This window comes from Neisseria sp. (assembly GCF_030523955.1).
GTDB lineage: Bacteria > Pseudomonadota > Gammaproteobacteria > Burkholderiales > Neisseriaceae > Neisseria.
Window position 1 is genome coordinate 17,702 of sequence record NZ_JAUNHL010000014.1, and the last position, 25,439, is coordinate 43,140.

General features: G+C 47.0%; 22 protein-coding genes and 1 pseudogene. 21 read left to right on the forward strand and 2 right to left on the reverse strand.

Annotated elements, in window-relative coordinates; translation table 11 throughout:
• The first annotated feature begins 42 nt into the window (after positions 1-42).
• From Q4C79_RS04450 to Q4C79_RS04545, 20 genes are all read left to right on the forward strand, one after another.
• The gene (locus Q4C79_RS04450) at positions 43-1,164 is read left to right on the forward strand and encodes an ATPase, T2SS/T4P/T4SS family (protein ID WP_303089823.1); all 1,122 of its coding nucleotides are present in this window, start codon (positions 43-45) and stop codon (positions 1,162-1,164) included.
• Positions 1,161-1,661, forward strand: coding sequence for a thermonuclease family protein (locus tag Q4C79_RS04455; RefSeq protein WP_303089824.1), 501 nt, complete (start codon positions 1,161-1,163; stop codon positions 1,659-1,661). Before Q4C79_RS04450 ends, Q4C79_RS04455 begins: the two co-directional genes overlap by 4 nt.
• 101 nt (positions 1,662-1,762) lie before the next feature.
• Positions 1,763-2,155, forward strand: coding sequence for a single-stranded DNA-binding protein (locus tag Q4C79_RS04460; protein ID WP_303089825.1), 393 nt, complete (start codon positions 1,763-1,765; stop codon positions 2,153-2,155).
• A 64-nt stretch (positions 2,156-2,219) separates the two neighbouring features.
• Positions 2,220-4,241 (forward strand): type IV secretory system conjugative DNA transfer family protein, encoded by a 2,022-nt coding sequence (locus Q4C79_RS04465; RefSeq protein WP_303089826.1) that lies wholly within the window; start codon positions 2,220-2,222, stop codon positions 4,239-4,241.
• 51 nt (positions 4,242-4,292) lie between these two features.
• Positions 4,293-7,295, forward strand: a complete 3,003-nt coding sequence (locus tag Q4C79_RS04470; protein ID WP_303089827.1) for an LPD7 domain-containing protein — start codon at positions 4,293-4,295, stop codon at positions 7,293-7,295.
• Between the two features lie 52 nt (positions 7,296-7,347).
• Positions 7,348-7,560 carry a hypothetical protein gene (locus Q4C79_RS04475; protein ID WP_303089828.1) on the forward strand — a complete coding sequence of 71 codons (213 nt, stop codon included), beginning with the start codon at positions 7,348-7,350 and terminating at the stop codon, positions 7,558-7,560.
• A 49-nt stretch (positions 7,561-7,609) separates the two neighbouring features.
• A complete protein-coding gene (locus Q4C79_RS04480; RefSeq protein WP_303089829.1) occupies positions 7,610-8,791 on the forward strand; it encodes an ArdC family protein in 1,182 nt (393 codons plus the stop codon).
• A 27-nt stretch (positions 8,792-8,818) separates the two neighbouring features.
• Positions 8,819-9,352 carry a hypothetical protein gene (locus tag Q4C79_RS04485; RefSeq protein ID WP_303089830.1) on the forward strand — a complete coding sequence of 178 codons (534 nt, stop codon included), beginning with the start codon at positions 8,819-8,821 and terminating at the stop codon, positions 9,350-9,352.
• A 14-nt stretch (positions 9,353-9,366) separates the two neighbouring features.
• Positions 9,367-10,599 (forward strand): traS protein, encoded by a 1,233-nt coding sequence (locus Q4C79_RS04490; protein ID WP_303089831.1) that lies wholly within the window; start codon positions 9,367-9,369, stop codon positions 10,597-10,599.
• Between the two features lie 46 nt (positions 10,600-10,645).
• Positions 10,646-11,635, forward strand: a complete 990-nt coding sequence (locus Q4C79_RS04495; protein ID WP_303089832.1) for a site-specific DNA-methyltransferase — start codon at positions 10,646-10,648, stop codon at positions 11,633-11,635.
• Positions 11,636-11,651: 16 nt separating this feature from the next.
• A complete protein-coding gene (locus tag Q4C79_RS04500; protein WP_303089833.1) occupies positions 11,652-12,401 on the forward strand; it encodes a phage Gp37/Gp68 family protein in 750 nt (249 codons plus the stop codon).
• 152 nt (positions 12,402-12,553) lie between these two features.
• Complete coding sequence (locus tag Q4C79_RS04505) at positions 12,554-12,904, forward strand: hypothetical protein (RefSeq protein WP_303089834.1); 351 nt, start codon at positions 12,554-12,556, stop codon at positions 12,902-12,904.
• 60 nt (positions 12,905-12,964) lie between these two features.
• On the forward strand, positions 12,965-13,204 hold the full coding sequence (locus Q4C79_RS04510; RefSeq protein WP_303089835.1) for a PIN domain-containing protein: 240 nt from the start codon (positions 12,965-12,967) through the stop codon (positions 13,202-13,204).
• Between the two features lie 97 nt (positions 13,205-13,301).
• Complete coding sequence (locus Q4C79_RS04515) at positions 13,302-13,541, forward strand: hypothetical protein (protein WP_303089836.1); 240 nt, start codon at positions 13,302-13,304, stop codon at positions 13,539-13,541.
• Positions 13,542-14,441, forward strand: coding sequence for a zeta toxin family protein (locus tag Q4C79_RS04520; RefSeq protein WP_303089837.1), 900 nt, complete (start codon positions 13,542-13,544; stop codon positions 14,439-14,441). It abuts the gene before it with no gap.
• A 192-nt stretch (positions 14,442-14,633) separates the two neighbouring features.
• Positions 14,634-14,960, forward strand: a complete 327-nt coding sequence (locus tag Q4C79_RS04525) for a recombinase family protein (RefSeq protein WP_303089838.1) — start codon at positions 14,634-14,636, stop codon at positions 14,958-14,960.
• A 727-nt stretch (positions 14,961-15,687) separates the two neighbouring features.
• The gene (locus tag Q4C79_RS04530) at positions 15,688-15,999 is read left to right on the forward strand and encodes a hypothetical protein (protein ID WP_303089839.1); all 312 of its coding nucleotides are present in this window, start codon (positions 15,688-15,690) and stop codon (positions 15,997-15,999) included.
• Between the two features lies 1 nt (position 16,000).
• The gene (locus Q4C79_RS04535; protein WP_303089840.1) at positions 16,001-16,903 is read left to right on the forward strand and encodes a hypothetical protein; all 903 of its coding nucleotides are present in this window, start codon (positions 16,001-16,003) and stop codon (positions 16,901-16,903) included.
• A gap of 12 nt (positions 16,904-16,915) precedes the next feature.
• On the forward strand, positions 16,916-17,173 hold the full coding sequence (locus Q4C79_RS04540) for an ABC-three component system middle component 6 (protein ID WP_303089841.1): 258 nt from the start codon (positions 16,916-16,918) through the stop codon (positions 17,171-17,173).
• A 13-nt stretch (positions 17,174-17,186) separates the two neighbouring features.
• Positions 17,187-18,986 carry a DUF2326 domain-containing protein gene (locus tag Q4C79_RS04545; protein ID WP_303089842.1) on the forward strand — a complete coding sequence of 600 codons (1,800 nt, stop codon included), beginning with the start codon at positions 17,187-17,189 and terminating at the stop codon, positions 18,984-18,986.
• A gap of 639 nt (positions 18,987-19,625) precedes the next feature.
• On the opposite strand, the pseudogene Q4C79_RS04550 reads toward Q4C79_RS04545, so the two are convergent.
• Positions 19,626-19,774: pseudogene (locus Q4C79_RS04550) on the reverse strand (IS1595 family transposase); the annotation flags it as partial.
• Between Q4C79_RS04550 and Q4C79_RS04555 the strand changes: the two are divergent.
• Positions 19,766-19,957 carry a hypothetical protein gene (locus Q4C79_RS04555; protein ID WP_303089851.1) on the forward strand — a complete coding sequence of 64 codons (192 nt, stop codon included), beginning with the start codon at positions 19,766-19,768 and terminating at the stop codon, positions 19,955-19,957. The pseudogene Q4C79_RS04550 and the gene Q4C79_RS04555 sit on opposite strands and share 9 nt — an antisense overlap.
• A 179-nt stretch (positions 19,958-20,136) precedes the next feature.
• Here the strand turns inward: Q4C79_RS04555 and Q4C79_RS04560 are convergent, their stop codons facing one another.
• Positions 20,137-25,422 carry a calcium-binding protein gene (locus Q4C79_RS04560; protein ID WP_303089843.1) on the reverse strand — a complete coding sequence of 1,762 codons (5,286 nt, stop codon included), beginning with the start codon at positions 25,420-25,422 and terminating at the stop codon, positions 20,137-20,139.
• Positions 25,423-25,439 lie beyond the last annotated feature (17 nt).

Here is a 25,439-nt window from a genome sequence, read left to right on the forward strand (position 1 = left end):
AGCGCCCGCATCATGCGGGTGCTTTTTCTTTCAGGAACGTAAATGTTTACTCAAACAGGCATTCCAAGCGGTACGATCCGCCCCGATACTACCGTGCGAAATATGCTCGACCGATTGGGCATTTCGGAATTGTTGAATCAGCCGGGTGTTACCGAGGTATTGATTAATCGTCCCGGGGAGTTATTTTTGGAAACTTCAGCCGGATTCGAGCGTATTGAAGACGGTAAACTGACGCTGACAGCGCTGACCCAACTGGCTACTGCTTTGTGTATTTTTAACAGTAAGCACCTATCTCACGAGTCACCTATTCACTCGGTAACACTGCCTGATGGTGAGCGCGGTCATATTATGATGCCGCCCTCTTGTGAAGACAAAACACTGGTTTTCGCGTTTCGCAAACCTTCCAATACCCGCTTTAGTCTGGATGATTATCTGGGTTCTGGTCGTTTAAACCAATTTGCTGACGTTTCCACCTATGGCGTAGCGGAAAAGTGTCTGGAATCTGAAATTGAAATTGACGGGCGTTTTATGCGCGACGTTAGCGATAAGATGAAACTGCCCAATGATGTCAAGCTGGCTGATTGGCAATATCGAATGTTGAACGATAAAGCCAACAAAGACTTGAATGCGTTTTTTCAGGCGGCGATTGACCACCGCTTAAACATCTGTATGGTCGGTGGTACCGGCTCCGGTAAAACTACCTTTACCAAAGCCTTGGTGGATATGATTCCGGCATCTGAGCGGCTGATTACCATTGAAGATACGCATGAATTGAGTACCCCTAACCATCCGAATCATGCCCATTTGTTTTACAAAGAACACATCACCGCGAAAATGATTGTAGCCGCGTGTATGCGTCTGAAGCCCGACCGTATTCTGTTGACTGAGTTGCGCGGTGACGAGGCATGGGATTACTTGTCTGTGCTGAATACCGGCCACCCCGGCGGCCTGACATCCGTCCATGCTAACGATGCGCGTTCGGTGCATTACCGCATCGCCCAGTTGGCAAAAGAGTCGGCTACGGGACAAAACATGGATTACGACTATGTGTTGAACACCGTACGCTCTACCATCGATGTCATTTGCTTTTTTGAAAAAACGCGCCTGACTGAACTGTATTACGACCCGGTGGAAAAATTCTACGCCATGAGTGGTCGATCATGACTCGGCTGTTTTCGGCAGGGAAAGTAATCACTTTATTGCTTGCCGCCATTGGCGGCGTTTTCGGCTGGTTTCACAAAGATTCACCAAGTGAACGGGCATCGTTTCGCTGCGAAGTGGTCGGTGTGGCCGACGGCGACACTTTTTCCTGCCTGTACGGTAAGCAAGCTACGACAGTACGGCTATACGGCATCGATGCCCCCGAAAAGAAGCAGGCTTTCGGCAAGGAATCCAAGCAGTATTTATCCTCGCTGATTTTCCGTAAAACCGTCACCGTTTCGTCTTACGGTCACGACCGCTATGGCCGCACTCTTGGTCTGGTCTATGTTGACGGGCAAGCGGTCAATCATGACATGGTGGCTGCCGGTTACGCATGGGTATACCGGCAGTACAGCCATGATCCGTCACTTGTACGGGCGGAAGAAACGGCCAGAGCCGGCAAAGCCGGCTTGTGGTCGGATCCCCACCCGATCAATCCGGCTGATTTTCGCCACCGGTAGCCAGTCGTTGTCGCCTATATACAGATAAACAAAATATCATTTAAAGCTGTCCGGCATCAACCGAACGGCTTTACTTTTGCTAAAAATGGAAAGGATATAGCATGCCGTATATCAACAAAGTAGAGTTTATGGGCAATCTAGCCAAAGACCCTGAGTTGCGGTATATGCCTGACGGCTCGCCCACCACTAAAATCACGATTGCAGTGGTCGATAAGTGGACAGACAAAAGCAACGGTGAAATGAAAGAGCATATCGAATGGATACCGGTTTTACTTTATAAGCGCCAAGCAGAAGTAGTTTGTCAGTACATGAAAAAAGGTGACACGATTTTGGTTTACGGCAAACAACGTTCAAGGCGTTTTGTGGACGGTAACGGTATTGAACGCCAGATCACCGAGGTAATTGCCGCCGAAATGCAGATCATCCGCACCCGTGGTCAACAAGGTGAGCAGGCCGAGCAAAACCTTTCCAATGGCATCTACGGGATGATGTAAGCCTGTCTGAAATATAAAACGATAGCCCGCGATTGATTGCGGGCTTTTTCTGTTTGGGGGTGATATGAAAAAGTTTATGACAATAGCAATTATCATCTGTTTGGTGATGGTGGTTGCGACCATAGGTGGGATGTATATTGGCTCCCTGATATTTAAACAATGGATGGGATTGGCGTCCGAACCGTCCATTACTATGCTCTATACCTTTTGGCATTATTCTGAAGGGTTGCCCGCCAAAATGATGTTTCCGCTACAAGCCTCAACAACGGTTGCGGCTTTTTTCCCGGTAGCAGCTTTGGTGCTGTGTTTGGCAGCCATATTTGGCAAGCCGAAGCGTGAACTGCACGGTTCGGCACGCTTTGCTAATGGCAGCGAGATAAAGAAAGCGGGGCTGCTGCGAAAAGCGTTTGGCGAAAAAGATTCGCCAGATTTGTTAATTGGCAAATATAAGCGCAAATACCTGCGGTGGTCGGATAACGGTTTTGTGTATCTGGCGGCTCGCACCCGTGGTGGTAAGGGCGTCGGCTTTGTGATACCGAATTGTCTTCATTTCCGGCACAGCATGGTGGTAAATGACGTCAAAAAAGAAAACTTTCTGATTACCGCAGGCTTTCGGGCGGCCCACGGACAAAAAGTTTTTCTGTTTAACCCCAGCGGCACGATGCCGTATCACGATCGCGATAAGAGCGCACCGCTGATTAGTCACCGCTGGAATCCCTTTACCTATGTGCGACGCGAGCCTAAATTTACATACAAAGATGCTTTGTCCATAGCGGCTATTTTCTACCCATTACCGGCAGAGGATCGCGGCAGCGCGAAGTTCTTCCAGCAAGAGGCGCAAAAACTGTTTACTGGCTTACTGCTGTACTTGATTGAAACGGAGGGCGAGCGGGATTTAAACCTGCCTGAAAACCGAACCACGCTTGCCAACCTGTTCCGCCTGACCGCCCCGGCCAACGGCAAAACCCTGCAAGAATGGATCCGTGAGGAGATTGAGTTACGTGCACTTAATTCTGAATCCCAATTAAGCCGAAACTGCCAAACCTTGCTGCTGGGCTTTGCTAATGGCAACGGTAAAACCGGCGGCGATATTCTCTCCACCATGTCCGCACCGTTGGCGATTTTTTTGGATCCGGCAGTAGAGGCAGCGACTAGCGGCGATGACTTCTTTCTGGATAACGTCCGCCGCGAACTGACCACAATTTACTTGGGCATTTCGCCGGAGGAAATCAAAGTCTACGGCACGCTGCTGAACCTGTTCTTTTCCCAGCTGGCAGACGTCAACGTGAGGCAGGGATTACCACAGGATAACCACGAACTGAAATACCAATGTTTGTTGATGCTGGATGAATTCACCGCTTTGGGACGTATTCAGGCGATTGAGCAAGGGGTTGGCTTCTTGGCCGGTTACGGTATCCGACCGGCTATTGTGTTTCAAACACCGTCGCAGGTCGAAGGCGTGTATGGCAAAACGGGCAAGCAGAATTTCTTCTCAAACTTTGCCTGCCGCCTGATCTTCTCGCCGCGCGAGCAAGATGAAGCCGAGGAGTTGAGTAAGCTGATCGGTTACGAAACCTATAAGGCCAAATCCACCTCACGGTCACGTGGCAAAAGCAGTAGCAGCAGCAATAGCGTAAGTGACCAGAAGCGTGCGGTGATGAACCCCGACGAATTGAAAATCATGCCTGACAGCGACTGTGTCATCAGCATGACCGGTACCCGCCCGATTTACGCGAAGAAAATCATCTACTGGAACGACCCGGTTTTGAGCAAACGCGCGAATTGGCCGGTTCCCCAAATTCCCGAATTGGTCATTACGCCTCAATCCAAACCAAAGCCCCAAGCGTTAAAGCCGGAATATGTTTCACCCGAAGAGATGGCCTCCTTCCGCTGGCAGGATGCGGTTAATGCGGAAGAAATTGCCCGTGTGCTGCTGGGTGCACTGGTGCCGCCGGGCAGTAAGCCCGAGTACGTGGCGGAACTGGTGCCGGCGATTGCCAAAAATTGGGGTGAAGGTAGCCTGCCTGTGATTGCAGAAATCCTGAAAACCTCATCAGGTATCACCGTGCCCCCAGATGCCGCATGATAACGAAAACCAGACGACCACTCTAGGCCGTCATTTTTTTGGAGTAATTAAATGAGCAATTACGATGAAATCCAAAAAGCACTAACTTATATCGATCCGCACGACCGCGATGTTTGGGTCAACACCGGGTACTCGATTAAAAACGAGATGGGAGACAACGGCTTTGATATGTGGGACCAATGGTCGCAACAGGCCGATAACTACAATGCCCGCTCTGCCCGCAATGTGTGGAAAAGCATCAAAAACCCAACCCGTACAATCGGATCGTTGTTCCTCGATGCACGCACAAACGGATACCGCCCAGACAAGCCCTATACTCCTCCGCCACCGGAAGAGCAGGCTCGGATAAAGGCCGAGCGAGAAGCAGCACGATTGGCTGAAGAAAAGGCGCAGGCCGAACGATACGGGCGGGTAAAAAATACCGCACAGCGTATTTGGTCGACGGCGGCACCGGCTGATATGAATCATCCCTATCTGGCAGCCAAAGGCATCACCGACCCCGCCGCCGTCGCCGGATTGCGTCAGAACCATTATCAAGACGACCACAATCTGCTGGTACCGGTGGTTTATGATCGCGAAATCGTCAATATGCAGTCGATCAACCAAGACGGCGGTAAGCGCTTTTTATCCGGCGGCCAGGTACACGGCGGATTTGCCGTGGTCGGTGATGCCGGCAAAACCGATCAGGGTGTCGTGATAGCCGAAGGTTATGCCACCGCCGCCAGTATTCATCAGGCGATAGGCAAGCCGGTGATTGTGGCGTTTAACGCGGGCAACATGGTGGCGGTATCCGAACGCTTGGCCAAAAACCTGCCGCACGACGTGCCGGTTGCGTTTGCGGTCGACAACGACGCGACTCAAACGGGCATGAAAAAAGCATTGCAAGCCGCCTCCTATTTTGAAGGGCGCGCCCAAGTGATTGAGCCTGATTTCACCATGAAACAAATTCAGCAATTTCAGATGGAAAACGGTGTGGATGATAAAGGCCGCCCTAAGTTGCCGAGCGACTTTAACGATCTGCACCGGCTGGCCGGTATCGATGCCGTGCGTGAAAAAATGGAAGCAGCGTTTCACCGCCCGGAACCGGCATCCCGTCCTGAAGTCGCTGCGCCGTCGGTTGAGCCGGCTCCGGTGCCGTCGTCTGCCACCGCTGCTCCGGCACCGATGACCGAACAGGATTGGGCGCAAGTCATAGCCGAAGAAGCCCGGCTGTCCGGCACCGCCATCCCTGCCGCTAAAGTTGCTATGCCTCCAGCCGCCGCACCGGCGACACCTGCCATACAGGAAACCGAAATGAACAACCAAACCAAACCCGCAACGATGGTTGCCGATGAACCACCGAAAACCACCGACAACAGCATCGAATATGCCGGTCGCAGTCAAACGAAGACAGCTGAACCGTATCAAGCCGTCGACCCAGACCATCTTTACGGCAACGGCCGCGCCGCCGATTTCACCCCGGATCGTAAACGCTATGAAGCCGACTTCAAGCATTACGAAGTCTATGACCCGACCACCAACATCCAGTATCTGCGGCGCGATCCGAAACAGATTCAGGCCGATTTGGACAATGCCGGCGGTATCGGCGGTTATGACGGCATCACCCATGACGGCGAACGGGTTGCCTTCCGCAAAACCGAAGCCGGTTGGGAAGCACCGTTGCCGGGTAAGGCACCGGAGCCGCCCGCCCCGGAAAAAACGGCTGACCGTTCCGAAGCATCGGTCGGCGCAGACAAAAAAGCGGTAACCGACCTTAATTACCGTATCCCGCCCGAAAGCATCGCCAGCCGTTATGTGGTGGCCGACGGCAAGTATCTCTCTGCCGCCAACATGACCACTGTGTTGTTTGTGGATAGCGGCAAAAAAATCAGCACCGCCAAAACCGACACGCAAACCATCAACGATATGTTGGAAGTGGCCAAAGAAAAAGGTTGGGACAGCATCAAGCTTTCCGGCAGTAAGGAATTTAAGGCCATGATGTATGTGGCGGCGGAGAGCCAAGGCATCCGTACCAGCGGCTACCGGCCAACCCCGGAGGATTTGGCTTTGGTGGAACGCCTGCGCCAAGACCGGTCGCTGAACAGTATCGAGGCTACGCCGAATCGCTCCCCCAGCGTTGCTGCCGAGCCGGAAAAGGTTCCGCCCGCCCCTTACCCGGGCGACAAGCGACCACGAGCGCCTGACACTCCCGCTTCGGCTGTTGCGCCTGCGGCCGAAAAGGATATAGGCGAGCGTATCGTCGAACTGGGTAACGCCCCGTACCGTCACAACCCGGAAAACCAGCACAGCCCGTATATCGTGTTGGAGCGGGAAGGTAAGGAACGCACGGTTTGGGGGGTAGACCTGTCCGACGCAATGGAGCGCAGCGGCGCAAAAGTGGGCGACCGTATCCGGCTGCAATCGCTGGGCAAGCAGCCGGTGGAGTTGGAGGTGCCGCAACGTAATGAAGCGGGCGAAGTAACCGGGATGAAAAAAGAGCAAGTCTCCCGTAACCTGTTTAAGATGGAGGTTGTCGGACACGAACGCGACGAACGCCGCGAGCACGGTACCCAGCCGGATGTCGAGGCCATTTCCAAAGCCGATAAGATGATGGCGCAAAGCCGCGTGCCCACCAAGGCGGCCATCAACACTTCACCTCTTGCCGATACCCAAGCCGGCGTTCCGTTGCAGGCGATTGGTGACAAGGAGGTGCCCTCGGAAGTCTTGAATGATGCCAATCGGATGAAATCGGCTGCCTTGGATACCAACCTTGCCGCGTCCAAAGCAAACTATATGGACAAGGCGTCCAAGTTGTCCAAGCCTAATAAACAGCATCTGGAGTTTTATGAACGCAATGTTATGGATACCATTCGCGGGGTAAAAGGCGAAGCCCGTACTTTGGCACTGACCAACTATTACGAGCACACCGCCAAGATGATGTCCGGCACCAAGCTGACCCTGCCCAAACCGGCACAAATACCTACCCCGGCTGTCGGGCAGAATCAGAGCCTTCAGGCCGCACGTTCGCCTTCTGTCACTCATGAGCGCGAACAGACGCCGGAAATAGAACGTTAACTTAATGCCTGTCTGAAAACTTTCAGACAGGCTTTTCTTTTTGGAGACAGCGATGGAAGACGATTTAACGCTGATGGACAGCGCGGAGCCGACCGACAATTTTTTGCTGCAAGACGAAGCATGGGTGTTGGCCACCTTGACACCCGAGCAACAGGATCAATATCTGGCGGCCACCGAGTCGTATGAAAAGATGCGTGCTTATCTGCTGGATCCGACGGCACCGCAGGAGGCCAAAGACCTGCTGGATTTAGCAGCTTGGAAATAACCAATACCCCGTATCCCCGGATACGGGGTATTTCTTTATGGGCAATAACATGGACAAAAAGAACACCTTTCAAGAGTTTGCCGAAGCGGTGGCCAACGAACTGATCGATCAGTTACGGCGCGGCGTCGCCCCGATGCAGCAGCCGTGGAATCCGGCAACCGGTAGTGACTGGCCTTACAACCATGTCACCGGCAACCGCTATTCGGGCGGCAATGCTTTATTGCTGATGATGCATAAAAAATACCAAGACCCGCGTTGGATGACGTACCGGCAGGCACAAAGCGTCGGTGCCCAGGTACGCAAGGGCGAAAGCGGTGTCTCCTTGGTCAAGCTGATTACCAACATCGAGCGAAACGCGCGCGACGAAAAAGGCAAGCCGATTCTGGACAGTAAGGGTGAGCCGGTGAAAGAACGGTTTCAGCTGGAAAACCCATATTTCAAACGATTCACCGTATTCAACGCCCAACAGATTGACGGGCTGCCTCCCTTGGAAAAGGCCCCGGTTTGGGAAGACCACGAGCGGGCGGAAAGGCTGTTAAGCCTCTCCGGTGCCGATATACGGCATGTTGCCGGTAACGATGCCTATTACCACTTTGTTCACGACCATATTGTGCTGCCCGAGAAGAAGCAGTTTCCGAGCGATGGTAATTACTACGCCGTCGCTTTGCACGAACTTGGTCACTGGACGGGGCATGAAAGCCGGTTAAACCGGGAAATGGTGGGTTTTAGGCAAGACCCTGCCAAATATGCCAAAGAAGAGCTTCGGGCGGAAATTGCCTCACTGATGCTTTCGCGGGAAATGGGGCTGCCGGTCGAGGTAGAACGCCATGCTCATTATGTCGGTTCTTACATCGAAATCCTGCAAAACGATCCGACCGAAATTTTACGGGCTGCCCGCGATGCGGAGCGCATCCAGCAATACGTTCTGGGTTTCGAGCGCAACATCGGGCCGGAACCGGAGCAGGCTGCCGAACCGGTCGCCACCCTTTCCCCGCTGGAAATCAAGCATGAGTTAGCCAAAGAGCGCTATTTGATGCAAACCCCGTTACTGACGGCGACCGAGCGTCAAGAGCGGATGGTGATGGAGTATATGATGGAAAAAACGATTGCCGGTTTGTCTCCGTCTGCCCAAATGCAGGCCAGAACCAACTTCTACGAAGCGCAAATCGCATCTTCCGTCAAACAGGCGGAACGCGATATCGATCAACCGCAGCTGGAGTTCGACCGGTGACATGCCGAATGACTGCTTGGAGTGATTATGGATAACCAAACAAAAAGCCAGCCGATCCGTGTGTTTGGGCTGACTGTTACCGAACTGGAAGCCCTGCGCGAACTCGCGCAGAAACGGTACGGCAAACCCAGTGTGTCGTTGTTGGCCAAAAAGCTGTTACAGGCGCAGCTGGAGACGCCGGCGGAACCTGAAGCGGCCAAACTGCCGCCACCGAAGTGCCGCCGCCGCATCACCGTGCGCCTACCCGACAAAGACCGTGCCTATCTCGAGGCCGCCGCGGAACAGCGACGCGGTACCATCAATGATGTTGCCCGTGACATTATCCAGTCACATATCTATCAACACCCGATGATGTCCACGTATGAGGCCGATATGTTGTATCAGTCCAATTACCAGCTATTGCTGATCGGCCGCAACATCAACCAAATCGCCCGCCGTTTAAACGCGGGCGAAAACGTTTCTTTAAGCAGCCAGCAGATTACCGATCTGAAAAATTTTATTGATAACCATATCGGCAAAGTCAACCATCTGCTGCAAATCCACCGCCGCCGTAAGCGTTGAGAACCGGAGCGTATATGAAAAAGATTGATGATTGGTTTTTGGGCTATAAAACCCGTTCGGTCAAGGGTAAACGGGACAGCGGTTTTTATTTGGGCGGTAATAGCCATAAATCATCCAAACCGCTGAAGCCCGGCAGCGGTTTGGCCAACCTTCGCGCCGCCGCCCTCAAACATCCCGAAGTGATGGTTAAAATCCCGAGGCGGTTGAGCAGTAACTCAAAAGGCATGCGCGGTGTGCGCAATCATTTGGACTATGTCTCGCGCAATGGAGAGGTTCCGCTGGAAAACCAATCCGGTGAAAAGCTGCTCGGCAAGCGGGCGGTGAAAGAGTTTACCAACGACTGGCAGAAGCTGGGTATCCCAGAGGAAAGCAAGCATAAAGAGGCGTTGAATATCGTGCTGTCGATGCCCGAAGGCACACCGCCGGACGCGGTGCTGAACGCCGCCCGCAGCTTTGCCGCCGAACAGTTCGCCGGGCACCAGTATGTATTCGGCCTGCACCACGACAGCCATGATCCGAATGAGCCGAAACACCCGCATGTCCACCTGTGCGTATTGATGCGCGACGAGTACGGACAACGGCTTAATCCGCGTAAAAACGACCTGTTCGAGTGGCGTGTCCGCTTTGCCGAAAAACTGCGTGAAGAAGGCGTATTGTGCGCGGCCACCAAGCGCCAGCATCGCGGCAAAACGCTGAAGCCTGAAAACAGTTTTGTGCGTTCCATCCGTTCAAGGGGCGATCTGCCGGATCGGTATAAGCAACAGGCGGAGGAACTGATAGATGCGCTGAAACATAACGACCGGCCAAAACATCCGTTTCTGCGCGAAGCCATGCAGACACGCGGGCTGGTATTGGAAGAGTACGGCAAGATTGCCAAAGAACTCTACAAGATGGGCAACAAAACCGAAGCCCGCATCATCAGTCAGTTGGCCAAAGAAGTTGCCGGTCAGGATTTCACGACCAAAGCGCAGAAGGAATATGATCAAGCCGTGCTACAAGGCACATCACCCGAGCAGTTGCGCGCAGCCTTATCGAATCAAGCCGACGGTATTGAAAAATCCCATGCGTTGATTAAGGGTTTAAGACAGGCCGGCTTCAAGTCGGAAGCGGAGCAATTGCAGACGATGTCGGCGCAGCTGGCCCGCCAGTCGTTCGTCGATATGGCCGGCAGTCAACAAAAAGGCATTCAAAAAGATATTCCCGCTCCATCCCGAGATATGAATCAGGGAAACGACTTAGACAGATAAAAAAGCCCTGTTTTTAGTAAACGGGCTTTTTACCGGAGAAACTGAAATGCTCAATACAGAAAAAGGCGGTTTGTTCACCGGTGATTGCCGCCTTATCCTACCCGAACTGTCCGCCCAAGGCATGAAAGTGCAAACCTGCATCACCTCGCCACCGTATTACGGTCTGCGCGATTACGGCTGTGCCGGGCAAATCGGCTTGGAGCCGACCGTGGCCGAATATGTCGATAACTTGGTACAGGTATTCCGCCTGGTGCGCGACGTATTGGCGGACGACGGCACCTTATGGCTCAACCTCGGCGACAGCTATGCGGGCAGCGGCAAAGGCCGCAATGCCGACGGCAGCCCGTTTGCCGGGCATCAGGATTCGTATCAGACCGCCACTCAATTGAAAGGCCGTCTGAAAACCACACCGCTTTCAGACGGCCTCAAAGCCAAAGACTTGATCGGTATCCCGTGGCGGGTGGCTTTGGCGTTACAGGCCGACGGCTGGTATCTGCGCCAAGACATCATTTGGCACAAAACCAACCCCATGCCCGAATCCGTAACCGACCGCTGCGTCCGTTCACACGAATATCTCTTCTTGTTATCCAAAAACAGCCGTTACTACTTCGATCACGAAGCCATCAGGGAGCCGTCGGACAGTTACCACCGCCCCGGTGCCGGCAGGCAGCACGACTTCTGCCGCACCAGCGGCAAATACACTCAAAAACCCAATCCCGGCCAAAGCATGACCCAGCACCGCAGCAACCGCGAGCACACCCCCGCGCGTCCGCAGCGGAACAAACGCAGCGTATGGCAGGTTTCTACCGTTGCCGCCCGCCACGACCATTTGGCGGCTTTCCCGCCGAAACTGATCGAGCCTTGTATTTTGGCCGGTTCACGCGCGGATGATTTGGTGCTCGACCCGTTTTCAGGGAGCGGCACGGTGGCGGAAACGGCCAACCGCTTGGGGCGGCGGTGGGTAGGTATTGAGTTAAACCCCGCCTTTACTGCCTTGCATGAACAACGGACGGCACAGCAGGCAATCGGTTTTTAATATTGGAAAATTTTTTATGGCCAACAGCAATATCGAATGGACGGAACAGACATGGAACCCCGTAACCGGCTGCACCAAAATTTCGCCCGGATGCAAAAACTGCTACGCCGAAACAATGGCAAAACGGCTTCAGTCAATGGGAGCGGCAGGTTATGAAAACGGTTTTGCCCTTACCCTGATGGAAGGCCGTCTGAAAGAACCCGCCGACAGAAAAAAGCCGGCAGTTTATTTTGTGAACTCCATGTCCGATACGTTTCACGAAGACGTGCCGTTTACCTACATCGACCGCATTTTTGAAACTATCCGGCAAACACCGCAGCACACCTATCAGATTCTGACCAAACGGGCGGAGCGGATGGCCGAATACTTCCACTCCCGTTCCGTACCGGAAAACGTATGGCTCGGTGTATCGGTGGAAGACCGCCGCTACGGGCTGCTGCGAATAGATGTGCTGCGGCATATCCCCGCCACCGTCCGTTTCATCTCCGCCGAACCGCTGCTGGAAGATTTGGGCAAGCTCAATCTGACGGGAATCGATTGGGTTATCGTAGGCGGGGAATCCGGCTCCAAAGCAAGACAGATGAAGGCCGTGTGGGTGGAAAACATTCTGCGGCAATGCGAGGCCGCCAGAACCGCATTCTTCTTCAAACAATGGGGCAGCTGGGGAGCGGACGGCATCAAACGCAGCAAACGTGCCAACGGTTTCCTCCTCAACGGAAGTGTCCGGCAGGAATTTCCCATGCCTTTACGCAGGAAGTCAAAATGACCAAACAATACACATTAGACTTTAGATACAAACAAATCGGCGACCTGTTCGCCGCCGATGGCCGCGCCGATACGCGCCAACTGGAAGCCCGAGCCGGCTGAAATAGCCTGTGCCGCTTAGGTCGGATACCTACAAATATGGAAAGGAAAAAAATGACAGGTAAAACAGATAACAAATCAGAAAGCAGGCGGAAACTGCCTGATTCTGCGCTGTGGCTGCTCATCGTCTTAAATGCTTTGTTATTTCTGCTGTTCCTGGTAATTGCCGCCTACACCTTTTACGCCGCTATTTTTTCGGACAGGGCGGTTGATTCCCCCGCCTTTCAATCCGGATTGTTGGCTAATTTAATGATTGCATTGGTCGTATTTGGGTTTCCCGTTGCGCTGCTGAATGCCGTAGCAGAGCGGTGGCAGTACGGCCGTCTGAAGTTATCCACCATATTGCCTTTGGCAGCCAGTTCTCTGCTTTTGGTTGCTTATATCTGCTTGAGAATCGCCAATTAAGTTAATTTCATTTATTGCCCCGCCGCAGCACATAAACCTGTGCTGCGGCGGGGCTTTTATTTGCCTGCTCGAAGTGTAACAAACCGTTCTCCCTTTTTTTTTGCGGGACGTCTTTTAGATTTCGATATTGAAGCCGCTGCTGCATATGCCCAAGTTCGCGCGAAAGCACGGACAGCCGGTTATGCGGTTGCCGCTGCTGACGGCTATATCGCCGCCATTGCCCGGGTATATGATTTTGCAGCCGCAACGCACGATACGGATGCCACCGGACATTTAGTCATCAATCCCTTTCAAGAATAAAATACAAGCCGTCCGAAAGACGATTTTCAGACGGCCAGTCCTACAACTATGGTATATAATTAAGTACCAGTAAAACTTCGCAACAGGAGAACAGGTTATGTGCACCTTGATGCAAAAAGATGCGCTGATTGAACGAGTCGCTTCCGTGCAGGCTTTGATTGCCCGTAAAACCCCGCGCACCGGAAAACGTACCGCAGACCAAGACAGAATCGTTTCTCTGCGCCGTTTCCTTTATGCTTCGGCTCCCGAGAGCATTGACTTTAAAGCAGTGGCGGATGAGTGTAATGCTCTTCACCAAAAATATGCGGCACTGCCAAAACTAGAGGCGACGGCATAAATGATTCCCGCACGGGAAGCCGCCTCATTTGAACTGATTTGGGACGACCTGATTTCTGAAAGTCAGGTTCGCCCCTCTTCTTTGCCTAAGGGTTTCGTATTGGGCGGGCAGCCCGGCGCAGGAAAATCCAACCTTGTCCGTCAAATCAATGCGGAGCTTGGTGGTAATCTGTTAGTGGTAAACGGCGATGAGTTCCGTCGCTATCACCCTGAATTTGAGGAAATTCAAGCAAAATATGGGAAAGATGCTCCCAAGTATACCGCCTCATTTTCTGGAGAAATGACAGAGCGTGTAATTGCCAAAGCGTTGTCTGAAGGCTACAACATCAGTGTCGAAGGTACTTTCCGCACCACCGAAGTACCGATGAAAACTCTAGACCAGATGCGGAGTCACGGATATACAACAGCGGTATACATCCAAACCACCCCGGCTGAAGTTAGCTGGCAGAGTACTATTGAGCGCTACGAAGAAATGAAGGCTCTAGGGGAAATGCCTCGCTATACGGATAAGGCTCACCACGATTTAGTCGTGGATCTGCTACCGAAAAATGCCGATACCGTATATTTATCTGGCAAGGCCGACCATTTCCGAGTCTACAACCGTGACGGCTTAGTTTTTGACGACCGCATCCATGTTGGACAAATGCCAAGCACCGCCATCGATTACGAGCTGCATCGCAACACCCGGCAGCTTAATGACATTCAAACGGACTTAAGGGCTAATGCCCATTTGCTATCCGTTACTCAGAAACTGGTAATAAAGGCCGGTGAAGAAGTGATTAAAGAACTATCCCCCGCCGATCAAATACAGGCGAGAATTAATCTATATGGCAGCCAGTTGGCTCAAATAAAAGACAAAGAGATAAGTCAACCTTATGACTCTCCTGATATAGAGCGGTGACTGTGGGATAATATTTTTACACATGACTGTCGGCATTCCTCCCGATGGTCATTTTATTTTTCCCATTGGACAATTAGGATGGATAATTTACAGTTGGTCAGTTTAAGTCCGATTTTTCTTTAATTATCCACAATTGATTGAGTGAATATTGTTGGTTAATTAGAATATACCCAAAATAACCAGCGGGCACTTATGTCTCCCGCATTTCCGGCACTGACTATTGAGGCAAGCCATGAAAGCAGCGAGAATCTACCAACGTGTCAGTACAGAAGAAAAAACCTTGAGCGGCAGAATGCCTTGGTTGAGAAAGCCAAGGCCGAAGGCTACTTATTGATTGCAGGTGTCTATAAAGAAAAGGCTTCTGGTACCCGCGCCGACCGTCCTTTGCTGAACCAACTGATTTCTGATCTACAACAGGGCGATGTAATTGTCGCTGAATATATCGATAGGATCACACGCTTACCATTGCCTAGAGCGGAAAAACTGGTACGCCGAATCAAAGAAAAAGTGCTTTTCTAGTTATTCCGAGCATCATCGATCTTGGCCTCATTGATAGTTCTTTATATTTTTTAGGCTTACCGCCCCGCATCAAACGTAGGGATACCTACATTCCTTGTCTTTTTTCTTATCTATTTCCACGCCGAGCGCTTCCAGTTCTTGCTTATGGAAAGCTATTTTATTTTCTTTTTTCTCTTTTTGTAATGTTCTCTGCTTTGTCTTACTAAGTTTGCCAAGAGGGCTGATAACATCTATCCCTTCATTAAACTCTACATAGCGATATTAAGGTAAAAAAACAAATCTGGCCAAACATAAAATCATTATAGAGCTGAGACAAAACGGCTACTCTATTTTCCAAACAGCCGAGTTGACCAAATGCAGTACAGATATGGTCAAAAGCGCCATGCGACAATATAAACAGGAACAAGCTGATGATAAGGAACGCCAAATTCAGCGTCCTAAAATTTATACTCTTCTCACCTCACAATCTGTTAAGACAGATTTTTCTTTCTCAAGCCAATCACTCAGCCACACTTTTATTAATTATCCATTTGTTTTTTATGAAATTAGTAGAATTATTAAGAGGTAAAATTTTAGTTTGATTGTCTCATTATTTTAATATAAAATTAAAATAATTATTGATTTTTCAATATAAATTATGCAGCATTATAGAACCCATACACAAATTGCAAACGACATAAGATGTGTCCTGAAGGAACGCAAGCTGACTTTACGGGAATGTGTTGATTTGTATAACCAAACCTATGCAGAGGATATTTCCAAGCAGAGGAAGAGAGCATTGAACAAAGATTTTGTCCAACGTATTCGGTCAGGAAAATGTAAAGTTGTCAGTTCCAGAGTAGTAGATTTGTGTGCTTTTTTGGGTGTGGAAACATATGAAAAGGCCGAATTAGGTACAACAGATAAGGTTTCTCGCGAACTAAAAAATATTGAAAACCTGATACACCAACATCCTTTTCTTGAGAACAGTATGGTGAAATTGCTTCAGGATGTCATCCGTTTAGCCAAACTTAATTTATCATCTGACAAGGCCATCTGAAATGCGTACTCCTTTACAGAATATTGTCGCCACCCAGCTGTCCTCCCTGTCAGGCTTTGGCTTTCAGGATTTCATCAAATTTTTAATGCGTATCCATTACGGCAATGACGCGGTACAGGAATTACGCAGCGTAAAGGATGAAGGCGCTGACTGTCTGATTTCTTCATGTCGTATCTGTATTGCCTGTTATGCGCCGGAAAAAAAAGTCTCTGCAAATATTATTATTCAAAAACTAAGGGGTGATTTTGATTCATACAAAACCAACTGGCAGGTGCTATATCCGACTTGGCATTTTTATACCAATTTAGAACCCTCTCCCGAACAAGTCAAGCTGGTTGCAACATGGGGTAGCAAACATAAACTGCATGGAAGCGAACATATTCTGTTTATGGTGGAAACCGACAGTACAGGTAGCCCCAGAAAATACCCCGACAGATATCGTATTTATCAAAAACTGAATATTGGTAAGGAATACCTGGGTAGGGACTTTCTGAATACGCTACTTAATGATTTGATTTCAGGAAATTATTTGACTGACAAAGTACGCTCGTTATCGGAAGCCCCTGAAATTATCCGCAAGTTGCGGGCAAACAGTACCGAGGCGGAGCACCGGGAATTTGAAGCACGAATTACTGCAACATACGAATTGCAAATTGAAGTGGAACAGGTATTACGTTCCTATGATACGTCATCAATCAATACAATAAAAAACATTATTGTTCAAGATTATTACAATATTGTACAGAATGATTCAACTGCCAGTGAATTTCAAAGAATGAAACGTCTTATCGAGAAGTACGAATGGAAATATAACGGCGAGTTGAAAGATGATATGTTGTCCGCTTACATTGCGGCATTGGTTTGGTATGTTTTTTCACAATGTCATATTGGCAATAAGCCATAAAGGAGAGCAAAGATGGCTTTACTGCATCCGGAGAGTGATTTGAGTTTATCCGTTGTCGTTATGGGTGCATCCATTTTAGAGGAGCTATCTAAGAAAAACAGCATCATGATTGATGATTTACTGACTGTTTTTTTAAAGAAGGATAAACGGCGTACTTTGGTCAATTTTTATGCAACTTTAGAGTTCTTATACACGGTCGACACAATCGAACATGAACATTATCATATTCGAATGCGCCAACAAAAAATGCAACCCGATATGTTTGATTAAACAGGATTGAATAATGCTTAAGAAACTTTGGTCTCCCACAAATTTATTATTGGAAGACATTCAATTTCATCCCGGTTTGAATCTGATTATTGGGCAGTATAGTGAAAAACGCAGTACGCAAAACCAACAGTCACACGGGCAGAATGGAATTGGCAAGTCTAGTATTGTCAGATTAATTGACTATTTATTACTGTCGTATGAAGCAGGCAAATTATTTGGGCGTAAAAAGTATGATTTTTTGCGTGAACAAAAACATGAAATATGCTTGTTGCTTGAAGTTAAAGACGGCCTGTTACAAATACGCCGTAATTTTCATGAACCCAAGAGAATATATCTGAAGCAAGCAGATCAACCTGAATTGGCTTGGGACATTGAAGAGGCAAAGAAAGTTTTTTCCGATATTTTCTTTCCTAGATCCCAAGAACGCAATTACCCAAATGGTAACTACCGAAATTTAATGAGTTTCTTCATTAAAGATGACTTGGATAATGCCAAGCGAGACACCCCTACAAACTATGTGCAGCATGGGGGGATAAATAAAAGTCAGCTTATCTTGCTAAACTTGTATTTATTAGGACTGCCATGTAGTTTTTTGAATGATCTATTAAACGTTTGGGATATGATAGGTAAGCTGCAAGATGATATTAAAATTTTGACCAACTACTTAATCAGGCCTTCAGGAAAATCCATAGGGCAACTACGATCGGAGTTGGCTGTGAAGGAAAAGAACCTGATAGGTCTGCATATATCATTGCAGGAGTTTAAACTAAACGAATCATTCAAAAATATTTCCGAAGCAATTGCAGAAATAGAACAGGAACTGACTTCCCTCAGACGACAAGAACGGCAAATTGCCCATCAACTAGAAAAGTTGCATAGTTTTACCCAAACCGATTCGACAGAAATTAATATTGAGGATATTCGAAAACAATACGAAGCGGTTGTTATGGATTTAGGAAGAATGGTCAGCAAATGCATTGAAGATGTATTATATTTTCGTGAATCTATTACGCAAGAACGTCTGAAATTTTACGGAAATCGTATCAATGAATTGTCGAGAGAACAGAAAAAATTACTGGATGATATCAATAATCTTGATACCAAACGTGCAGTATTGCTAAATACCCTAGATAATGACACGGATATGTCGTTAACTGAAGCATGGGGGCAGTATGCTTTAGCAAAGGCAGAAGCAGCAGATACCAGAGCCAAATTAGATAGCATTGAAAAGAATAATAATGAGCTATCCAAGCTACAGTACGAGGCAAATATTTGCCAAATGAATGCGCGAAATGCCATACAGGATTATTCAGATAAGGTAGAAGGTATCCGTACTCTTTTTAAAGAAATTGTAGAGGCCGCTTTCACGGAAATCAGTTATGAAGCAGATGGTGCGTATTTAGACATTGCCACTCCCGGCAGCTTGAAAAAAAACAGCGTACCGATCAAGATTGAAACCGGTTTTCCTCGTTCGGAAGCTTTGGGGCAAACTAAACTTGCGACGGTAGTTTATGATTTGACTGTTATGCTGAATGCGGTTAGAGAAAAAATTTCATTACCGGACTTCCTGATACATGACGGTGTATTCCACGGAGTAGAAATCAGAAAAAAAGTAAACCTGTTAAATTTCATTCAAACACAAGGTGAACAATACAATTTCCAATATATTGTTACATTCAATGAGGAAGAGATGAAGCTCAGTGATACGGATAAAATGCAAAATATTCGTTATCAATTTGATATAAAACAGCATACTGTCATCCATCTAAAAGACAGTCCGGATGAAATGTTGTTTGGTTTCAGTTTCGGATAACTCATCTACCAAAACAGCAGATAGTAAACTGTAAATTGCGCAGAGTTAAGATGACAACAATTTGTGCTGACTGCTAGATGCAGCAAGCGGCACAGTTTTTTCAACATCAGCCAGATAGCAGCCTTCTGACAAACATGCGTCCGTTGGATATTGAAGAGAAAAATGGATGTAATTGGCGCCTTGACTGCGAGGTGCTGTTAAAATCTTTTGTCTCAGGTACGACTTGCTGTACAAGAAAGATGGCAGCAGGGGCTTAGTTACAGATTTTTCAAATCTTACTGTATCGACGCGAATAAGTTTCATGCTTTTTATTTTATCCCTGATAACGGATAGTACGCATAAAAAATGATAAATTGAGATACGGACATAGCCTGTGGTCAGCCGCTGTCTCAGATTCCGCGATCAATTAATATACTAATCGCTATTAGTATAAGTCATCTGGTTAATCGTAGTTTGTTGTTTTGTCTTCTCCAATAATCCGGTACTGTGTAAAAGTTGTAGATTGTCCGTTTTAAATGTGCATCGATAAATAAGTTTATTTGCTATATTTGGCTTCCGCCAGTTTTTGGATAGCATCAGCGTCCACCGAGCCGCTTGCACCATTTCCAAATTATTACGTAGGGGTTTAGGAAGCAAAATTCATTTTAAAGGGCCTACCCGCAACATTTTCAATAATAGTACTTATACAGATCATCATGTCGGTGATTGAAGCGAAACTCGGTTTCTTTTAAATACAGGTAAAAGATATGCTTCGGCATCCCATTAAATTGTACTAAGCGATGCTTGGCCAAATCCAAACAGATTCGGATATTGCCAAAATCGTCGTCGGTAGCATTCAGGAAATGCTATTTAAAATAGCTCTTCAGATGGCGAACGACGACTACCACCAACGCTGTGCGCGACATAAGGAGGGCATCAAGCTTGCCCAAACTGAAGGCCGTTACAAAGGCCGCTCTCCCGATCAGAAATAGCATGACCTGATTGTTCGACTATGCGCCCACCACTTGTCAAACTCGTCATACGAAAACATAGATCAAAAAATCAGCCAGATAGCCATTCTAGGATAGTCTCCAAGTTAAAAGCTCTAGCCTAACAACGTGATTCTGCTAGTCTAGAGCTCCAAAGATTATAATCTTTCCTATTATTCTAACTAAATACTACTGGCTGCCAACAATGGATTAGTGGAGGGATTATTGTTCACTACAGCAATTCCTCCGGAACTTTGATTGCCAAATGCTGCCATGGCATTAATCATAGCATTTGTAGCTTGCGCAGTAGCGGCAACGCTTTCAGGTAATGTTGTAAGCTTTCCGGCAATTGCTGCTACATTCAAAGTACTACTGCCTGTAGGCTGAATACCGCCTAAAGCATAGTTATCACCTAGGAAGTGCTTCAGAACCCTAACTTGTTGATTAGCATCCCCATTGACCAAGATGATTAAGTCATCTTGGCTGCGATGATAGCTCAGCTGACTTGCCTGAATTTGATTGAAGAAGAGAATATCTCCGCCGCCACCCGTTTCGATAACATCTATGCCATGATCGACATAATACAGATAGCTATCTTTACCGACGCCACCTGACAAATAGTCGTTACCATCTTCACCATATAAAGTATCATTACCATCACCGCCGATAAGTATATCATTGCCAGAGCCTGAACCTTTACCATTTCCTCCTGACAAATAGTCGTTACCATCGCCACCATCTAAACGATCGTCACCAGCAAATCCCCATAGTCTGTCATCTCCTGCTAATCCATAGATTAAATCTTTACCAGCCGAGCCGACTAAGTTGGTATCTGCCAATGCTGTTCCGTCAGTTACGCGATCATATTGTCCGCCAGTTTCTTGAGCTTTAATTCGAGCTGCAATTTCTGTTGCTGTAATGGTACTGCCTCCATTAGGTTGCACACCAGTGATGGCTTTCTCTCCACCTAGAAAATGCCCTTTAACACGCACGGATTGGTTAACATCCTGATCAATCAAGACCAGCAAGTCATTACCATCTTTTTGGAAGCTCACGCGACTGGCCGCAGCATCGTTAGTGAACAGAATATCTCTACCACCACCGGTTTGATCAATAGTATCTTGACCACTACCAATATAGTAGTAATACTGATCATCGCCAGCACCACCATCTAGCGTATCGTTGCCGGCTTTACCTGCCAAACGATCGTTGTCTAATCCGCCAAATAAATAATCATTGCCATCTCCACCATCTAAGTAGTCATTACCATCACCACCCTCTAAACGGTCTTCTCCGGCAAAGCCAAATAGGTTATCAGCACCAGCTAACCCGAGAATCAAATCTTTCCCGGCGGAGCCAACTAAATTAGTATCAGCCGCTGAAGTACCATTAACCGTTTTGTCATAGCTACCAGTACTCGGTGATGGCACCGTCGGTGTCGGATTATTGATGGGTGGAGTAGGAGTTGTCGTTGTTACTCCGACTTTCGTGGCAATTTGCGCAACCGTAATAGTGTTGCCACCATTGGGTTGTACACCTGCGATGGCCTTCTCTCCACCAAGGAAATGTCCTTTAACACGGACAGACTGGTTAAGATCATTATCGACCAGAACCAACAAGTCGTTACCATCTTTACGGAAGCTCACCCGTTCAGCTGGCACATCGTTGGTGAATAGAATATCTCTACCACCACCGGTTTGATCGATGATGTCCTGACCGCTACCGGCGTAATAATAGTATTGATCATCGCCAGCACCACCATCTAGAGTATCGTTGCCGGCTTTACCTGCCAAACGATCATTTCCAAGGCCTCCAAATAAATAATCATTACCGTCGCCACCATCCAGATAGTCATTGCCATCACCACCCTCTAAACGGTCGTCTCCGGCAAAGCCAAATAGATTATCATCACCAACTAACCCGAGAATCAAGTCTTTCCCAGAAGATCCTATTAGGTTGGTATCAGCAACAGCTGTCCCTTCAATTACGCGATCATATTGCCCACCAGTTTCTTGTGCTCTAATTTGAGCAGCAATATCTGCAGCAGTAATCGTATTGCCTCCATTGGGTTGTACACCGGCAATAGCTTTCTCGCCACCGAAGAAGTGTCCTTTAACACGGATAGATTGGTTAATATCATTATCAATTACGACTAACAAATCATTACCTTCTTTGCGGAAGCTCACCCGTTCGGTTGCTACATTGTTGGTGAATAGAATATCTCTACCGCCTCCGGTTTGGTCGATAATGTCCTGACCGCTACCGGCATAGTAATAGTATTGGTCATCGCCGGCACCTCCGTCCAAAATATCATTCCCTATGCCACCATCCAGACGATCATTTCCCGCACCACCCAATAAACGGTCGTTACCGTTGCCCGCACCGATATAGTCAGATCCGGCACCACCATCAATGGTTTCAGATGAATCACGATAACCAAACAAGTTGTCAGCGGCATCAGTCCCATAATAGGTTATTTTACTTTCTATTTGTGCAGAGGTCAGTTTAGTCCCATCGGCAAATTCAACCAGATTTATTTTGAAATGATTATTCGGCTCCTGAAAATAGTTATGCACATTGATACTATCCACACCATTACGATGTTGTAGAATCAAGTCGAGATCACGGCGTACATAGCTAATATCATCGACAGCAATACCATTACCAAAACGGATGATGTCATATGAATCTGCAACATTACTGTAGGCCTGGCCTTGCTTGCGTTCATAAAGATCATCACGTCCGAATCCTGCTTCAAACACATAAATTTCATTGCTGAACGAACCATATAGGATATCATTGCCTTCACCACCCTCTAATGTATGGGTGAGGATATTCTCTTTTTCTTCAGCAATTTGCTGTTCAGTCTTGTTGTTAGTGAAGATACGGACACCATCGCCGGCATCCAAAACATCGTCACCAGATCCACCAGCTAATAGAGGCGTATCAGTAAGGCTTTGGACATCCTTGATAAACAACTTGTCATTACCCTCCCCACCATACAATTCACCTGAGCCACTTAGAGTATCATCACCATTTTGCCCATAGAGTAATCCATGCCCGTCTAAGACATCATTACCATCCCCGCCATCCAGTAACCCTATACCTGATAGCGTATCATTTCCTGCTTCACCATAAATCTCATTAGTAGCATCATTCAAAGCTGTACCATTAACTGTATCGTTGCCTGCTCCAGCTCTGATTACATCTACCAACGAAACTCCTTGAATTACATCATCCATGCTGGTACCTTGAACAGCAGCAATATTAATATTATTAATATCCCAGATGGTTCCGTCTGAAAACTCAATTCTATTGATATTACGACTCTCTCCTCTATACATAAAAAATTCGTTCTCTACTGTAATGGTATCCCCACTTCCCAGATGAGTAATTGTCATATCGTCGTTAACATTGCGAACAATGAAATCATCAGACGACTTAAAGTCCGTAAAACGTAAGGTATCAATTTCGGATACGTCATTAGACCAATTATCTTGAATAATGTCGTGCCCCCAATTTTTCTCAAAGACAAAAATATCATTACCATAACCACCATTTAAAATATCATTGCCCGTACCTCCATTTAAGATATCATTGCCATTGTCACCAATTAATACATCATCACCTAAGTATCCATGTAGTACATTATCTCTATCAGATATTCCTAATAACTTATCATTTTGATTAGTTCCTATTCCTATTTTTGATAATAAGAATTCAGTTGTCATCTGATGACTACTTTGCTCTCCAATTTTAATTATCTCTATTGAAAATCTCTTGTCTAAGAAAAAATTGTACAACGCAACTGAGGACTCTGTCGTCGGGTTTGATATAACCAAGTAATCAGATTCTTTTCTAAATACAAGGTCATCAATCGAAGCAATACCATTGAACCATAGAGTATCAACTCCTGTAATTTCTCTAGAAATATCATAATCATAAACCACATCATGGCCGTGCTTTAAATCAAAAATATAAACATCATTATTATTTTCAGATTTTGTAAAAGTTAATCCTGGAACAGCAACAGTAGGTTCTCCTACCAATTGATCGGCATATTTAAGTCTAAATAAATTCGATTTTTCAGAATGCTGTGTAACATCATGCCAATAAAGGCCCAAATATCCACCAATCAAGATATCATTACCAGCCCCCCCTTCTAACGTGTCATTTCCATTTCCACCTTGTATAATGTCATTTCCATCATCACCATATATATAATCATTTGTATCAAAACCACGAATTACATCATCTTTTTTGGTATGAGAGTCATTTAATATTTTCTGCAACACTTCCTGCAAACTAAAAATCTTATCATTTTTAAAGATAAATCTAATTGCATCTGATTTATCATTTATATTAGATAATACCGATTTCAGGCTGAGCTGACTCTCTGCGCCTAATTTCAAAATTAAATCATCATTTAAATCATCTCGCTTTTTAACAGTAAAAGTGTTGGAGCCATTAAAGGCTAAATACCATTTATCCTGCTTATCATAATATTTGAAAGGAGAATTAAAGTTATCCAGGTAATTCGAGTTGTTTAAAGAAATGGTATACAAAACCTCGTTGTCATATAAAATATTAGTATATTGATATACAATACGGGTAGTTAAAGCTTGGGTCGTATGAAAAGCTGATGCAAATAATATACTTAATTTGTTGCTTATTTTCCCATTAGGCTTACTTGTTATTACAACATTCCCATCAAATGTTGAATAATCGTCAGGCATCACAACTTCATCATCAAAGTCTTTTCTCTCAAATGCCAAATCATTCAAGTCTAGGTTAGGCAACTTTATTGTAAAGTCTTTAAGAAGCCTCTCTTGGCCATCAAACAAGATATTATCTTTTCCTGAAATTTCATCAGAAATTAAAACTGTATCATGGCTGGACACAATAAAAGTATCATCCCCCATGCCACCATCTAAAATATCTTTACCACTTCCACCGTCTAGATAATCATCACCAGCACCTCCATGAACAATATCATCACCATCCTTACCAAAGATGCTATCATTTCCAGCGCTACCAAATATTTCATCGTTTGCATCGGTACCATTCATTAACTGTACATATACATCGTTCGGCTTCAAAACGACTCCGTCAGCAAACTCCCAGTTGATAATAACTTGGCTATCATATTTAACCTCTGAACTAAACTGTCCTTGAATACGAATTTGTTCGTCGGTACCTTTTTTTATGATCAGCAAATCCAAACCATCACGTTTGAATTCCACCGCACTAGAGGGTGTATCACGGAAATACATATGATCTTCACCATCGCTTCCAGTGACAATATCCTGCCCCCAGTTGCCTGTGAACACAAATGTATCCACGCCTGACCCACCATCTAATTGATCATTACCGGCTCCACCATTAATAATGTCATTTCCTTTTTCGCCATTAATAATGTCATTATCAGCCCCACCGACAATCACATCATTGCCATCGGTACCATTCATTAACTGTACATATACAT

What these genes read in the sequence shown, in the direction of transcription:
- Q4C79_RS04545 (WP_303089842.1), top strand. Translation starts at nt 17,187, where the DNA reads ATGCTTAAGAAACTTTGGTCTCCCACAAATTTATTATTGGAAGACATT.
- Q4C79_RS04560 (WP_303089843.1), bottom strand. Translation starts at nt 25,422, where the DNA reads ATGAATGGTACCGATGGCAATGATGTGATTGTCGGTGGGGCTGATAAT.
- Q4C79_RS04470 (WP_303089827.1), top strand. Translation starts at nt 4,293, where the DNA reads ATGAGCAATTACGATGAAATCCAAAAAGCACTAACTTATATCGATCCG.
- Q4C79_RS04540 (WP_303089841.1), top strand. Translation starts at nt 16,916, where the DNA reads ATGGCTTTACTGCATCCGGAGAGTGATTTGAGTTTATCCGTTGTCGTT.
- Q4C79_RS04520 (WP_303089837.1), top strand. Translation starts at nt 13,542, where the DNA reads ATGATTCCCGCACGGGAAGCCGCCTCATTTGAACTGATTTGGGACGAC.
- Q4C79_RS04460 (WP_303089825.1), top strand. Translation starts at nt 1,763, where the DNA reads ATGCCGTATATCAACAAAGTAGAGTTTATGGGCAATCTAGCCAAAGAC.
- Q4C79_RS04515 (WP_303089836.1), top strand. Translation starts at nt 13,302, where the DNA reads ATGTGCACCTTGATGCAAAAAGATGCGCTGATTGAACGAGTCGCTTCC.
- Q4C79_RS04490 (WP_303089831.1), top strand. Translation starts at nt 9,367, where the DNA reads ATGAAAAAGATTGATGATTGGTTTTTGGGCTATAAAACCCGTTCGGTC.
- Q4C79_RS04485 (WP_303089830.1), top strand. Translation starts at nt 8,819, where the DNA reads ATGGATAACCAAACAAAAAGCCAGCCGATCCGTGTGTTTGGGCTGACT.
- Q4C79_RS04535 (WP_303089840.1), top strand. Translation starts at nt 16,001, where the DNA reads ATGCGTACTCCTTTACAGAATATTGTCGCCACCCAGCTGTCCTCCCTG.
- Q4C79_RS04500 (WP_303089833.1), top strand. Translation starts at nt 11,652, where the DNA reads ATGGCCAACAGCAATATCGAATGGACGGAACAGACATGGAACCCCGTA.
- Q4C79_RS04495 (WP_303089832.1), top strand. Translation starts at nt 10,646, where the DNA reads ATGCTCAATACAGAAAAAGGCGGTTTGTTCACCGGTGATTGCCGCCTT.
- Q4C79_RS04525 (WP_303089838.1), top strand. Translation starts at nt 14,634, where the DNA reads ATGTCTCCCGCATTTCCGGCACTGACTATTGAGGCAAGCCATGAAAGC.
- Q4C79_RS04505 (WP_303089834.1), top strand. Translation starts at nt 12,554, where the DNA reads ATGACAGGTAAAACAGATAACAAATCAGAAAGCAGGCGGAAACTGCCT.
- Q4C79_RS04475 (WP_303089828.1), top strand. Translation starts at nt 7,348, where the DNA reads ATGGAAGACGATTTAACGCTGATGGACAGCGCGGAGCCGACCGACAAT.
- Q4C79_RS04450 (WP_303089823.1), top strand. Translation starts at nt 43, where the DNA reads ATGTTTACTCAAACAGGCATTCCAAGCGGTACGATCCGCCCCGATACT.
- Q4C79_RS04455 (WP_303089824.1), top strand. Translation starts at nt 1,161, where the DNA reads ATGACTCGGCTGTTTTCGGCAGGGAAAGTAATCACTTTATTGCTTGCC.
- Q4C79_RS04465 (WP_303089826.1), top strand. Translation starts at nt 2,220, where the DNA reads ATGAAAAAGTTTATGACAATAGCAATTATCATCTGTTTGGTGATGGTG.
- Q4C79_RS04480 (WP_303089829.1), top strand. Translation starts at nt 7,610, where the DNA reads ATGGACAAAAAGAACACCTTTCAAGAGTTTGCCGAAGCGGTGGCCAAC.
- Q4C79_RS04555 (WP_303089851.1), top strand. Translation starts at nt 19,766, where the DNA reads ATGCTTGGCCAAATCCAAACAGATTCGGATATTGCCAAAATCGTCGTC.